Origin of the sequence: Pseudomonas sp. (genome assembly GCF_017744435.1) — a bacterium.
GTDB lineage: Bacteria > Pseudomonadota > Gammaproteobacteria > Pseudomonadales > Pseudomonadaceae > Aquipseudomonas.
The window spans coordinates 102,620-115,612 of record NZ_JAGIBG010000010.1 but is presented as its reverse complement, the minus strand read 5'-3'; the positions used below and the strand labels follow the sequence as shown (position 1 = coordinate 115,612).

Annotated in this window: 13 protein-coding genes and 1 pseudogene; 7 read left to right on the top strand and 7 right to left on the bottom strand. The window is 61.5% G+C overall.

Annotated elements, in window-relative coordinates; translation table 11 throughout:
• Positions 1–160 precede the first annotated feature (160 nt).
• From J7573_RS09760 to dusA, 3 genes are all read right to left on the bottom strand, one after another.
• Positions 161–2,002 carry an alkaline phosphatase D family protein gene (locus J7573_RS09760; protein ID WP_294333655.1) on the bottom strand — a complete coding sequence of 614 codons (1,842 nt, stop codon included), beginning with the start codon at positions 2,000–2,002 and terminating at the stop codon, positions 161–163.
• A 96-nt stretch (positions 2,003–2,098) separates the two neighbouring features.
• On the bottom strand, positions 2,099–3,025 hold the full coding sequence (tal, locus tag J7573_RS09755; RefSeq protein ID WP_294333652.1) for a transaldolase: 927 nt from the start codon (positions 3,023–3,025) through the stop codon (positions 2,099–2,101).
• Positions 3,026–3,169: 144 nt separating this feature from the next.
• Positions 3,170–4,180: a tRNA dihydrouridine(20/20a) synthase DusA gene (gene dusA / locus J7573_RS09750; RefSeq protein ID WP_294333650.1), complete on the bottom strand. Its 1,011-nt coding sequence runs from the start codon at positions 4,178–4,180 to the stop codon at positions 3,170–3,172.
• 282 nt (positions 4,181–4,462) lie between these two features.
• Between dusA and J7573_RS09745 the strand changes: the two are divergent.
• Positions 4,463–4,807, top strand: a pseudogene (locus J7573_RS09745) (DNA adenine methylase); the annotation flags it as partial.
• A gap of 91 nt (positions 4,808–4,898) precedes the next feature.
• On the opposite strand, the gene J7573_RS09740 reads toward J7573_RS09745, so the two are convergent.
• The 4 genes from J7573_RS09740 to J7573_RS09725 form a co-directional block, all read right to left on the bottom strand.
• Positions 4,899–5,345, bottom strand: coding sequence for a hypothetical protein (locus J7573_RS09740; protein ID WP_294333647.1), 447 nt, complete (start codon positions 5,343–5,345; stop codon positions 4,899–4,901).
• Positions 5,342–5,896 carry a UDP-4-amino-4,6-dideoxy-N-acetyl-beta-L-altrosamine N-acetyltransferase gene (gene pseH, locus J7573_RS09735; RefSeq protein WP_294333645.1) on the bottom strand — a complete coding sequence of 185 codons (555 nt, stop codon included), beginning with the start codon at positions 5,894–5,896 and terminating at the stop codon, positions 5,342–5,344. Before pseH ends, J7573_RS09740 begins: the two co-directional genes overlap by 4 nt.
• Before the next feature lie 182 nt (positions 5,897–6,078).
• The gene (locus tag J7573_RS09730; RefSeq protein ID WP_294333643.1) at positions 6,079–6,681 is read right to left on the bottom strand and encodes a phosphatase PAP2 family protein; all 603 of its coding nucleotides are present in this window, start codon (positions 6,679–6,681) and stop codon (positions 6,079–6,081) included.
• A 151-nt stretch (positions 6,682–6,832) separates the two neighbouring features.
• Positions 6,833–8,590: a phosphoethanolamine transferase CptA gene (locus J7573_RS09725; protein ID WP_294333640.1), complete on the bottom strand. Its 1,758-nt coding sequence runs from the start codon at positions 8,588–8,590 to the stop codon at positions 6,833–6,835.
• A gap of 457 nt (positions 8,591–9,047) precedes the next feature.
• Between J7573_RS09725 and J7573_RS09720 the strand changes: the two genes are divergently transcribed.
• From J7573_RS09720 to J7573_RS09695, 6 genes are all read left to right on the top strand, one after another.
• Positions 9,048–9,305, top strand: coding sequence for a hypothetical protein (locus J7573_RS09720; protein ID WP_294333639.1), 258 nt, complete (start codon positions 9,048–9,050; stop codon positions 9,303–9,305).
• A gap of 192 nt (positions 9,306–9,497) precedes the next feature.
• Complete coding sequence (locus J7573_RS09715) at positions 9,498–9,785, top strand: DUF3077 domain-containing protein (RefSeq protein ID WP_294333635.1); 288 nt, start codon at positions 9,498–9,500, stop codon at positions 9,783–9,785.
• A 165-nt stretch (positions 9,786–9,950) separates the two neighbouring features.
• A complete protein-coding gene (sfnG, locus tag J7573_RS09710) occupies positions 9,951–11,045 on the top strand; it encodes a dimethylsulfone monooxygenase SfnG (protein WP_294333633.1) in 1,095 nt (364 codons plus the stop codon).
• 161 nt (positions 11,046–11,206) lie between these two features.
• A complete protein-coding gene (locus J7573_RS09705; RefSeq protein ID WP_294333631.1) occupies positions 11,207–11,806 on the top strand; it encodes a DUF2491 family protein in 600 nt (199 codons plus the stop codon).
• Between the two features lie 12 nt (positions 11,807–11,818).
• A complete protein-coding gene (locus J7573_RS09700) occupies positions 11,819–12,244 on the top strand; it encodes a DUF350 domain-containing protein (RefSeq protein WP_294333628.1) in 426 nt (141 codons plus the stop codon).
• A 16-nt stretch (positions 12,245–12,260) separates the two neighbouring features.
• Positions 12,261–12,992, top strand: a complete 732-nt coding sequence (locus tag J7573_RS09695; RefSeq protein WP_294333627.1) for a DUF1190 domain-containing protein — start codon at positions 12,261–12,263, stop codon at positions 12,990–12,992.
• Position 12,993: the final 1 nt, after the last annotated feature.

Genomic DNA, 12,993 nt, shown 5'->3' with positions numbered 1-12,993 from the left:
GAGAGTGACTGCCTGGTGGCGTTGTGGAGGCCTTGCTGGCCTCTTCGCGGCTAAAGCCGCTCCCACAGGCACGCCACAGGCTTCAAGGCGGGTGATATCCCTGTGGGAGCGGCTTTAGCCGCGAAGAGGCCAGCAAGGCCTCCACAACGCCACCAGGCAGTCACTCTCGCTGCACAAACTCGGTCGCCTCACTGCCATCCGCACTCAGCTGAAACACCCGCGCCGGCCGCCCTTGCTCATCGAACAGCACCTGGCCCAACCCCGCCCCATTCCACAGTCGCTCCCCGGCCTTGCTGCGGCTGGGCGTGCGTGGCACCACCTCCATCTGCCGGCGCTTGGTGAACCAGTTCAGTGGTGAGCGTGGCGAATACAACCAGCGGTTCAGCCTGTCCAGCACGTCCAGCAAGCGCCGTGGGAACTCGTTCTTGATCCCGCTGCTGGTCACTTGCCACAGGTGCGGGCTGCGCTGGCGATGGCGAATCAGCACCTCATAGGCGAACGAATAGTGCACATCGCCCGAGAGAATCACGTAGTGCCCCGGCGTGCGCGAATGGCGGAAGATGTTCAGGATCACCTGCGCCGCGCCACGGTGGGCCATCCAGTTCTCGGCATCCACCAGCAACGGATAGCCCAGCCAGCTGAACACCTTCTGCACGGTTTCGATCAGCTTGACGCCAAAGATCGGTGCCGGTGACACGATGATTGCCGAGGGGTGGTCCAGCAGCGCCTGCTGCAGCTCGCACAGCGCTTCCCAGTCGAGCAGGCCGGATGGCTTGCCCAGGTCGCTCTCGCTGCGCCAGCGGCGTGTGCGGGTGTCCAGCACCAGCAACGGCGGCTCGCTGGGCAGGCTGTACTGCCAGCCCTGGAAACGCAGCAATTCACCAATCAGTTCGTCCTGCTGCCGGGGCAGCGTCTGGCACTGCCCGACCAGCCCATTACAGCCATCCGGGTCGTTGCCCCAGGCCTGGCACAGCAGATAGCCCAGCAACGCATTGCCGATTATCCGCCGCGAGAAGGGGTGGCCATAGGCGGTTTCTTCCCACTGCGCCGAGAGGTTCCAGTCGTCGGTGATGTCGTGGTCGTCGAAGATCATCAGGCAGGGCAGGTGGGCCATTACCCGCGCCACGTCGCCCAGGCTGGCGGCGAAGGCCTCGATCAGCGGCAGCTCCTCGCGGTAGCGCGCTTGGTCTTGCTGGTTCAGGCCAGTAGGCATGCCCAGGTTCACCAGGCGCCAGGGCTCGGGTGCCCACACCAGCAGATACATGGCCATGACCTCGGCGAAGGTCACCAGGTGGTTGTCGGCATTGCTGGAGGAAAATATCGGCTTGCGCTTGCCGCCGAAGAAGCGTTCGCGCAGGGTTTCGTTGCGTGCCTGTGCGGGCAACAGGTCGGCGCGGTGGTAGTAGCTGGCCGGATGCCGGTAGAGCGCCTGGCTGTCGGCGACCACCGCGCCATCCAGCGCTTCGTCGAACAGCCCCAGGCGTTCGATCAGCGAATGGATGGCGCGCAGCATCGGGCCGGCGACGTCGTCGGCATAGATCTGGTCGCCGGTCATCAACAGCACGGCGGGGCGGTCCTCCGGTCGTTGGCAGGCCTGTAGCAAGCGGTCGGCGCAGAGCAGGCCGTCGGCGGCCGGGTGATGCGGTTTGCGACAGGACCCGTGCAGCAGCTGGTCAAGGCGGTCGCGCAGCACCAGGCTGGGGCGATGGCTGCCGGGGTAGAGCAGGTGCGGGGCCCAGCCGGCAATGCCCTGGCCGTCGAGCAGCAGGTCATACTCGATGGCGACGTTGCGTGGCAGAGGCTCGGCGAAGTGAATGTCCAGCAGGTGAATGAAGGCGTGCTGGCCGACAGCAACGACCTGACACTCGACCTTGGCGGTGCCGTCGAGGATGAATTCAGGTTGCAGGGGTTGGCTGCCGACCAGCCAGATGGCCAGCCTTTGCGGTTCGAGGCGGCGCAGTACTGGGCCGGCGAGTACGAGGGGCAATGGGGATGAGGTCATTTGGCCTTTGAGTTCAGGACGCGTTCACAACCCGCTGAAACAAAACGGGCGGGAAATGCTGAACATTCCCCGCCCGCCTGGCAAACCTTAGATGTATCAGGCTTTTTCAGCCATCAACTTCTCGAGTTTTTCCTGATCCCGGGCAAACTGGCGAATACCTTCAGCCAGCTTCTCGGTGCCCATGGCATCTTCGTTCATCGCCCAGCGGAACTGGCTTTCGTTCAGCACCTGCTTGGCTTCACCGGCATTGCCTGGCTTGAGAATCCGCGGCAGTTCGCCCTGGTCGCTGCCCAGCTTGTCCAGCAGGTCCGGGCTGATGGTCAGGCGATCGCAGCCGGCCAGCTGTTCGATCTGGCCGAGATTGCGGAAGCTGGCGCCCATGACCACGGTGTCGTAGCCATTGGCCTTGTAGTAGTTGTAGATGCGCGTGACCGACTGCACGCCCGGGTCTTCAGCGCCGACGTAGTCCTGGCCGGTGCTTTTCTTGTACCAGTCGTAGATACGGCCCACGAACGGCGAAATCAGGAACACGCCAGCGTCGGCGCAGGCCTGGGCCTGGGCGAAGGAGAACAGCAGGGTCAGGTTGGTCTGGATGCCTTCCTTTTCCAGCTTCTCGGCGGCGCGGATGCCTTCCCAGGTGGAGGCCAGCTTGATCAGCACTCGGTCTTTCGACACTCCGGCGGCTTCGTACAGGCCGATCAGCTGGCGTGCCTTGTTCAGCAGTGCCGGCTCATCGAACGACAGGCGTGCATCCACCTCGGTGGAAATACGCCCCGGAATGACTTTGAGAATGCCCGCGCCCACGGCCACGGCGAACTGGTCGCAGGCCAGGTCGACATTGCCCTTGGCATCGGCCTTCACCTGCTTGAGCAGCTCGGCATAGCCCGGGATGGCGGCGGCCTTGAGCAGCAGCGACGGGTTGGTGGTGGCATCGACCGGCTTGAGACGGGTGATGGCATCCAGGTCCCCGGTGTCGGCAACCACGGTGGTGAACTGCTTGAGTTGTTCCAGCTTGGAGGTCATGGGCGTGCTCTGTCCTGTGCATTTACTCGACATTACCCGAGGCCCGACGGGCGCTCAAGAGGCCAGTGGGGCGGGGCGGAATTGCCGAAGGTGATGATTCGAGTCAGCAGCTGGCGCGAGGTTCCCTGGTACGCCCAGGCAACCTCACCGCCCTTGCATCAACTCCGCCGCCTGATCGAACACCTTCAGCGGCTCCGCCGCCTTGTGAATATCCGCCGACAACAACTGCCGGAACCGTCGTGCCCCCGGGAACCCCTGGCCAAGCCCCAGAATATGCCGGGTGATGTGATGCATCGCGCCACCACTCTCCATATGCGCCACGATATAAGGCCGCAACTGCTCCAGTGCCTCGCTGCGGCTCACTACCGGCGCTTCGCTGGCAAACAGCTGCTGATCCACCTCGGCCAGCAGGTAAGGGTTATGGTACGCCTCGCGCCCCAACATCACGCCATCGAAGGTCTCAAGGTGCGCCTGGCATTCCGCCAGGGTCTTGATCCCGCCGTTGAGCACGATCTCCAGGTCCGGGAAGTCGGCCTTCAACTGCGCGGCCACGTCGTAGCGCAGCGGCGGGATCTCGCGGTTTTCCTTCGGCGACAGCCCTTCGAGAATCGCGATCCGTGCATGCACGGTAAAACTCCGGCAGCCGGCCTCACGCACCTGGCCAACGAAATCGCACAGCTCGGCATAGCTGTCGCGGCCATTAATACCGATGCGGTGCTTGACCGTCACCGGCGTGGATACCGCATCCTGCATGGCCTTCACGCAATCGGCCACCAGTGCCGGGTGGGCCATCAGGCAGGCGCCGATCATGTTGTTCTGCACCCGGTCGCTCGGGCAGCCGACGTTGAGGTTGACCTCGTCGTAGCCGGCTTCCTCGGCCAGTTTGGCGCAGGCGGCCAGGTCGGCTGGCACACTGCCGCCCAGCTGCAGGGCCAGCGGGTGCTCGGAGACGTCGTGGCTCAGGAAACGGTGGGCGTCGTTGTGCAGCAGGGCACCGGTGGTGACCATTTCGGTGTAGAGCAGGGTTTGCTTGGAGAGCAGGCGCAGGAAGAACCTACAATGACGATCCGTCCAGTCCATCATCGGCGCAACGCTGAAGCGGCGGGACGGATCAGGCCTTGTGGTGCTTGGGTTCGTGGTCTGTTCTAGGGGCATTGGGGTCTAGGGCAACGATCGGAACAAGGAAAAAGGCCGATGGCGCGGTCAGTGACCTCGCAGATCGGCCTTTGGAAAATGTTGCCCTAGTTTACCAAAGGTGGCTGGCGTGTGCCTGCCTACAGCCTGGCTGGCGATGGAGCGCCGATTTCATATCAAACCTTGGCGCCTCCATTGGAAGGTGGGGAGCTCATCAATCACCTGCAGCTTCTTTTCTGCATGTGTTACGCCAACTGCGAGTAGGCAAAGCGTAAAGCTGACAATCCTTTGCATCGTAAAAATCGGTTTTTCTACCTGCAGCAGCATGCCTTCGGCGACAAGGTCACGGGGCAGACGTTCGGTACCTCCACCACTGGACCGGCCATCAACCTGCTGCGCATCGAGGAGAATCTGTCCGCCGCTTGGCAGCGCCTCGCCGGCACCTACGTCGAGAACCTGTCCTGGCTCGCCTGCGCTGAGCGCTACGATCGAGCGCACACGTTCTTCTGCATGGACCCGACGTACTGGCAGACCGCCGGCTATGGCGTCGACTTCCCCTTCGAAGCGTACGAGCGTATGGCCGACTTTATGCGCCGGTGCAAGGGCAGGGTAATGATCAGCATCAACGACCACCCGGACATCCGGCGCGAGCGACGAAGGTGATCGAGCAGTGATTGCGCTGTGCCAGGCACGCGTGCCTGAAATTATCAGGCAGTGACTAGGCAGGCGGCCCCGCGACTTATTCGGGCTTTGACTTCGTTGCCTTGCTAAGAAGATAAGAGTTCTGCACGTGCACCCCTCCAGTTGAGAGGATCGCAGAGATCAGCGAAGCGTTCCCTGGGTTGGAGTTGATGCTGAATTGGCCCACTCGTTTCGATTTTACCGCAGGCAGAGGCTCATGGTTGTTAACCATTTTGCCCAGCAAATCGGACTGAAGGTGAGAAAATTCATCTATTAAGAATACGCCGATTTCATTATTTTCGGTTATGTAGGTTGATCCAATGGTCGTGCCGTCCAGTGTTACCAGATACCAGTATCGGTATGGCTTGGACTGGACAAATAACTCATGTTCCGCATACTCAGGCACGGCATTGTGGCTGATGGAGTGAGTGGTTGAGCGCTTCTTGAGGAGCTCATAAAGCGTAAGGGGAGCACTTTCGGATTCGTATACGCTGATTAAAATCATGACTTTCGTTTCAAACGAGCGATAATCGGTTCAATTGAGGGGCGGTGAGCAGTCCACTCATCTTTCGTTATGCCCAGCAGTACTACGTCGATACGATTGCCATCTTTGAGGATGTTTTTTCTGCGGACCCCTTCTATCGTAAAGCCAAATTTCTGGTGCATCTTTACCACTGAGGGGTTCGTCTCAAGTACCTCGCAGTTCAGCTTTTCCAAGCCGGCTTCATCGAATGCATAATCAAGCATCCAGAACTCCACCAAGCTGCCGAACCCTTGGCCTTGCAGTTCGGTGTCCAAGTAGAAAGCCCAATCGGCCGTTTTTTGCGTGGTGTTAATCGCGTTCAGGGAAACCACGCCTGCGGCTTTGTCATCATGGATTGCCACGAATACAGATTGGCGCGCATTGCCCTGCAGCGATTTCAGCCAGTTCTCATGCTCTTGCAGCGAGATCTCATGGGAGGTGTACATATATTTACGGACTTCTTCTTGGTTTCTCAGAAGCCGTATTTCAGTTTGTACTTCGGGGGCGGCGTCAATTAGCTGAGAAAAAATCATGTAATCTCCCTGTTGAACCACGAACCCAAGCACCACCGGGCCTGAACCGTCCCGCCGCTTCAGGCCGATGGCGCGGTCAGTGACCTCGCAGATCGGCCTTCAGGAAAAGTTGCCCTAGTTTACCAAGAGTGGCTGGCGTGTGCCTGCCCACTGCCAGGATGGCGACGCAATGTCAGTTTACCTCAGCCCCGCAGCCAACCCGCCCTGATCGGCACCGCCATCAGGCTGCGGTAACACCGTTCCGCCAGATCGGTGACAGGCTGGCCGATACGTCGCCAGAGTGGCGAGAACCCTGCGTAAACCAACAGCGAAACGACCATCGCGCCGACCATGTCGAGCGGGAAGTGCACGCCCAGGAACACCCGCGCCCAGGCGACACTGAGCCCGGTCAGCAGAATGATCACGCCCCAGCCCGACAGGCCATCCAGCAGCAAGGTCAAACCGATGCAGCCGAACACGGTCATGTGATCGCTGGGGAAAGACGAATCAGGTGCGTGCAGCATCCACGTATGCCCCAGCCCGATCATGAACGGCCGGGGATGGGGCCAGATTGCCCAGAGGAGCTGGTTGGCAAGCAATGCGATCACGGTAACCAACGCTGCCTTGAGCACCAGTTGGCGCTCCCCCCGGGTGCCCCACAGCCAGAAGCCCAGCAGCAACACGGGAAGCAGGTAGATCAGGCCGGCAGCAATGCCGATGGCGAGCTGGATCAGCCAGTGCGGCGTGTCACTGCCGCCGTTGATCAGCAGGAAGAGGGAGCGGTTGAATGCTTCGAATTCGCCCATGGTGTTTTTCCCTGCCGTGCGTTCAGACGCTGTATTGATTTCAAGTAAAGCTGCTGGCACGCATTGCGCAGCAGCCGGACAAAGAAAAGGCCGATGGCGCGATCAGGGACCTCGCCATCAGCCGTCAGAGCGGTGGGTATCCGTCCGCTCGCTACTGCTGGGAATTGGCCGCGGTCTGTTGAGTCTGCTCCGCCGTGTCCTGCGGCAGCTGGTCGAACTCATGCAACCCATCCTTGCGGTACGGGTCGCCAATCCAGCGTGGCGTTGGCGTGAACTGCGCGTTCACCAGGCTCTTGGCCGGCTCGAACTTGTCATAGCTCAAGCCCGCCAGGTCCGACAGCGTATGAATCAGGTGCGAGCTGCTATAAGGGCGCTTGGCCATCGACTGCAGGTCACGTGGGTGTTCGGCCTGCCAGCTCGGTGAGGTCCACAGCAGGAACGGCACGGTGTACATCGGCCGGGTCGGCGCGCCTTCGTTGCGGCCCAGGCGGTCGTGGTTGCCGGAGCTGTACACGTCTTCGCCGTGGTCGGACAGGTACAGCAGGAAGCCGTTGGGCGTGGCCGCCGAATACTGCTTGATCAGGCTCGACACCACGAAGTCGTTGTAGCGCACCGCGTTGTCGTAGAAGTTGTAGGTTTCCACCTGGTCATCGGTCAGCGCAGCCGGCGCACCCTTGCGATCGGTGAAGTGCTGATAGGCATCCGGGTACCGGTAGCGGTAGTCCATGTGCGTGCCCAGCAGGTGGACGATGATGAACTTCTTCGGCGCCGGGTCCTTCAGGGCCTTCTCGAACGGTGGCAGCACCACTTCGTCGTACTGGCTGGCGTTCTGGTTGCGCTGGTTGTTCAGGTACACCTGCTCGTCGGTCTGCTGCGAGAACGTGGTGAGCATGGTGTTGCGCTTGGTCATGGTCTGCTGGTTGGTGATCCAGAAGGTCTTGTAGCCTGCCTGTTTCATCAGGTTGATCAGCGACGGATCGGTGAGGAAGCGGTCGGGGTGTTCTTCGTCACCGAAGGTGAGGATCTGCTGCATCACCTCGATGGTGTAGGGGCGCGGGGTGACCACGTTCTGGAACACGGTCAGGCTCTTGTCGGCGGCGGCCAGGGCGTCCAGGTTGGGGGTAGTGTCGCGGTTGTAGCCGTACAGGTGCATGTGCTCGCGGGTAGTCGACTCGCCGAGTACCAGCACCAAGGTGCGCGGGGCGTCGCCGCTGCTGTCCTGGAGGTTCTGAAGGGGTGGCAGGGCAGCGTTCTGTGCCAGCAGTTTCTGCATGTTGTTCAACTGCTGCAGGTACTGGCGGTAGCCGACCACCAGCTGCCACGGTACGGCCGGTTCCATGCGCTGCTGGACCTTCTCCATGGCATCGGCGAAGTTGCGTTCCTGGGTGACCATCTGCTTGTAGAACGGCAGCACCAGGTTGGCGGCCAGCAACAGCACCACCACCGGGATACGGCTGCGCAGGCGCAGGGTGACCGGGCGCACACGGGTCCACAGCAGTACGGCGCCCACGGTGTAGGCCAGCAGGCCGAGCATCAGGCCAATGCTGAAGTACTGGCTGAAGTATTCGCCCGCTTCGGCGGTGTTCGACTCGAACATCACGAAGATGACGCTTTGCGAGAACTCCTGGTGGTAGATGCCGAAGTAGCTCAAACCCACCAGCGAGGCGGCCCATAGCACCACGCCAATGACGGCGGCGAGGGTGCGGGTGAGGCGTGGCAGCAGCAGCACCGGGACGAACCACAGGGTGCTGAGGAACAGGGCATCGCGGAAACCGGCGAAACCGGTGGTGCCACTGAACAGCAGGAGCGCCTGGGTGACGCCGGAGAAGTACCAGAAGAACAGCAGGAGCCAGCCCAGGCCGGCCCAGTCCACGCGCTTGGGCGCGGATGGGGATGCGGTGTTTGCCACGTGTGCCTCGTAGAACCATGGCGGCAGCCAGAAAAGGATGGGGCTGCCGGAAAGGCAGAGAGGCTAGAGGGCGGATCGTGAAAATTACGTTAACTAAATATGGAAGAAATCTTAACAAAGCATTACGAGAGGGCGGGGAGTGGGTGGTTCCTACGAATGAAGAAACAGATTTTTCCTCTGGTTTGTAGGACGCGTCTGAATCAGTCTTTGGGGCATTGCGGTGGGAAAGTGAGCTCCCTAGGCTGGCGGTGCCGTTGCAAATTCAATGGCCAGGTCTGCAAGCCTGTCGAAGCCTCAGGATTCGTGCTCACCGTGTTCAATGGTGGCTGCGTATGGGTGACCTTATGGTCAGCCGGGATTCTTGAGGCCTCGGTCTTGCAGGCCCGTATGCAGCCGCCACCCATTTCTCTGCAAGCGATGGGCAGTGGTTTCTCTCACAACGCCTCGAGATACGACCATGCTCAAGATTGTTCCTGATCCACCGTTCACCCCCGACGCCTCCCACTACCTCGAAGACACCCTGGTCGAGGCCACCGAATACCTGCTCTGCGGACTTGCCCTGGCCCAGCAGACCGTTACCACGTTGCCCAAGTCGCCCGCCACCGTCATGACCCTGTCGATGATCCATGAGATGGAGGCCGTGCGCGCGTTGCTGGAGTCGGCAATTGCGCAGGTGCAGTTGAAGCGGCCTCGGCAGGGGCACACGCTGCACTGAGGCGCCGGCTCATTCGGCTGATGGCTCGTATAAACAGGTTGTCCGGGCAAACGCATTCGCGGGTAAACCCGCTCCCACAGGGATCGCGCAAGGTCTGAAACTCTGCACAAGGCTCAGGCCCGACAGAGTAGTTGTGGGAGCGGGTTCACCCGCGAAGAGGTCATCAGCCTCAGTAAGTAAAGAGGATTGAGAATGGACAAGGAACTCCCCGAAGCAACCGCCAGGCTTGGCGTCACCGTCGGCTCGGCCACCTGCCTGGAAGCCGTGGCCAAAGGCAAGCGCCTGTTCCGCGTAGAACCCGGCAACTGCTGCGACCACGCCATGGCGCAAGCCTCTGTACTGATGGACTGCTCGCGCCGCGCCTCCTTCATCGGCGTGATGGACGACGAACCCGCGCTGGTCTGGGCCTCGCACTACCTGTGCGAGATGGCCAAAGCACTGATGGACGATGCGCACTTGGGGATGCTCAAGCACCACTGAAACACTGTTGCCCGGGCAACAGCAGTTCAGCAGCTTGCTCCGCCAGCCTGCAGGGCAGACCATCAGCCCTTTCGACCAAGTCTCTGACCTGCATGGCATTTTCACCCTGGCACGGTTGCTGCTCCGCTCCCTGGACACTCTCAAGTCCTGCCAAGGAGCACCTGCATGAGCCAGCAACCGATCAAATTCGCCTACTGGGTCCCCAACGTCAGTGGTGGCCTGGTGGTCAGCACCATCGAGCAGCGCACCAGTTGGGACATCAACTACAACCGCAAGCTGGCGCAGATCGCCGAGCGCGCCGGTTTCGACTACGCCCTGTCACAGATCCGCTTCACCGCAGGCTACGGCGCCGACAACCAGCACGAATCGGTCACCATCAGCCACGCGTTGCTGGCGGCCACCGAGAAACTCAAGGTCATCGCCGCCATTCTGCCGGGCCCGTGGAACCCGGCGCTGGCGGCCAAGCAGCTGGCCAGCATCGACCAGTTCACCAACGGCCGTGTCGCCATCAACGTCGTGTCGGGCTGGTTCAAGGGCGAGTTCCACGCCATTGGCGAGCCGTGGCTGGACCATGACGAACGCTATCGCCGTTCCGAGGAATTCATCCGGGCGCTCAAGGGCATCTGGACCGAAGACAACTTCACCTTCAACGGCGACTTCTATCGCTTTCGCAACTACAACCTCAAGCCCAAGCCGTTGCAGCAGCCGCACCCGGAAATCTTCCAGGGCGGCAGTTCGCGGGCAGCGCGGGACATGGCGGCGCGGGTCTCGGACTGGTACTTCACCAACGGCAATACGGTCGAAGGGATCAAGGCGCAGGTCGATGACATCCGCGCCAAGGCTGCCGCCAACGGGCATTCGGTGAAGATCGGGGTGAATGCCTTCATTATCGCGCGCGATACCGAGGAACAGGCGCGGGCGGTGTTGCAGGAGATCATCGACAAGGCCAACCCCGAGGCGGTGAAGGCTTTCGGCCATGAAGTGAAGCATGCCGGCGCCGCCAGCCCGGAAGGCGAGGGCAACTGGGCCACGTCCAGCTTCGAGGACCTGGTGCAGTACAACGACGGTTTCAAGACCAATCTGATTGGCACGCCGCGGCAGATTGCCGAGCGCATCGTGGCGTTGAAGGCAGTGGGTGTGGACTTGATTCTGTCCGGTTTCCTGCATTTCCAGGAGGAGGTGGCGTACTTCGGTGAGCAGGTATTGCCATTGGTGAGGGCGCTGGAGGCAGAGAAGGCAGAGGTGCAGGCTGTCGCTTGAGCTGCGCAATACTCGGGGGGATCGCCGGCAAGCCGGCGATGAGGTAGTAACATCACATTTCCAGCGACAAGAATGCTCATACCATCAGTGTTGGCCCTGGTGGTGAAACCCGTTAAGGTGTCGCCCCCAGCAAGGAACGCCGCGACCCCAGGGAGTAGTCGATGTCGCTTTTCAATCGGGCCAACCCACCTTTCGGCCTGCGCAAGGGCAGTATCTTCACGCCTGCCCGAACGCTCGAACCGCTGTTCGACGGTTACTCGGAGCTCCAGTTTCCCGGCCGGGAAACGGTGTGGGCCTGCGGCGAGGTCGACCTTGGCCAGTCGGTACGTCTGTTGCGTTACTACCTGGACAACGAAGATTACTGGCTGCAAGTGCTGATGCACGGCAGCCAGCCGGGCGATATCGTGCTGTTCGGCTACCACAGCGCCATCGCCGTGCGCGACGACGCACACCGGCAGTATCTGGTCGGCTGCCTGTCCAAGGTCGGCCTGCCGATCTACACGCATGATGGCTGCCTCTACTCGCGCCAATGGGGCCAGGCCCAAGGGCAGGCTGAGCTGGTCCAGTTCCAAGAGCAGGTGGTCAGCCCGCAAGCGCGCTATGGCATCCAGCACCTGTCGATGCTTTATGCTCGCGACACGGGCCTGCTCGACCGTCGCGAATTCCTGCTGTTTTCCCTCGAAGAAGATGAGCACGGCGCGCTCACCTTCACCACCTCGCTGGGCGTCACCCTGTTCCCCACGGACTTCAACGTAACCTGACAAGGATTCACCATGCTCGACGCGCTTCGCCTGTCACTCAATGCTTCGGCAGTGACCGGTTTCATCCTCTATATCAGTGTGGCACTGCTGTTGTTCTGGCTGTTCCAGTTCATCTACACGCGCCTCACGCCCCACCGCGAGTTTTCACTGATCCGCGAAAACAATCCGGCAGCCGCCATCGCCTTGGGTGGCTCGTTGATCGGTTTCTCGCTGCCGGCCAGCAACATCATCGCCTACAGCGTGAGCATTCTCGACTTCGTCGCCTGGGTGGTGATCGCGGCAGTGGTGCAGCTGCTCGCTTTTGGCCTCACCAGCCTGGTACTGCGCGACCTGTCCAGGCGCATCGCCAACGGTGAACTGGCTGCGGCCATATACGCCGCCAGCGTGGCAATCAGCGTGGGCTTTCTCAACTCGGCCTGTATGACCCCGGCGGCCTGAAGTGCAAGGAGCCCCCATGAAGCCCCCTATTCGACGCAGCTCCGTCAAGCTGGTGCTGGCCGGCTCGTTGCCGCTGGCGCTGACCGCTTGCGGCCCGCAGGAAGAGCTGTACACGGTCACCCAGCAAAGCAATTACGACAGCGTTGCGGCCTGTGTCGCCGACAATGTGCCGGAACCCGTCTGCAACGATGCCTTCAAGCGGGCGCTGGCAGATTACCAGCGCAATGCGCCGACGTTTTTCACCAAGGCGGAGTGCGAGGCGCAGTTCACCCCGGACGGTTGCCAGATCACTGTTGGTGGCCGCTACATGCCGCGCATGAGTGGCTTCGAGCTGCAGACCAGCGCTGAGGTGACGCAGTCTCAGCTCGACGCGGGTTATGCCCAGGGCGGAGGCTATGGCCATGTGGCCACTGCCGCGGTGGCCGGCATGCTGCTTGCGCAGATGGGCAACAGCGCCGGCCGTCACTACAGCGCGCAACCGTTGTATGCCTACCGCGACGGTGCAGGCCAGCGGCATGGCTTGCTTGGCCAGCGCTATGGTGCCATGGGTGGTATTCAGCGCGTGAAACAGGACGAAGAGAGCAGCAGTTCTTCGAGTGGCGGAGGAGGGGGCGGCAGCTACGGCGGCTCGAGCCGCAACGAATCGCGTTCGGCGACCTCGGCTTCGGTCACGCGCGGTGGCTTTGGCGGCCAGGCCACTGCGCGCAGCGGTTGGGGTGGCAGGTCCGGCAGTTACTTCGGGGGATAGG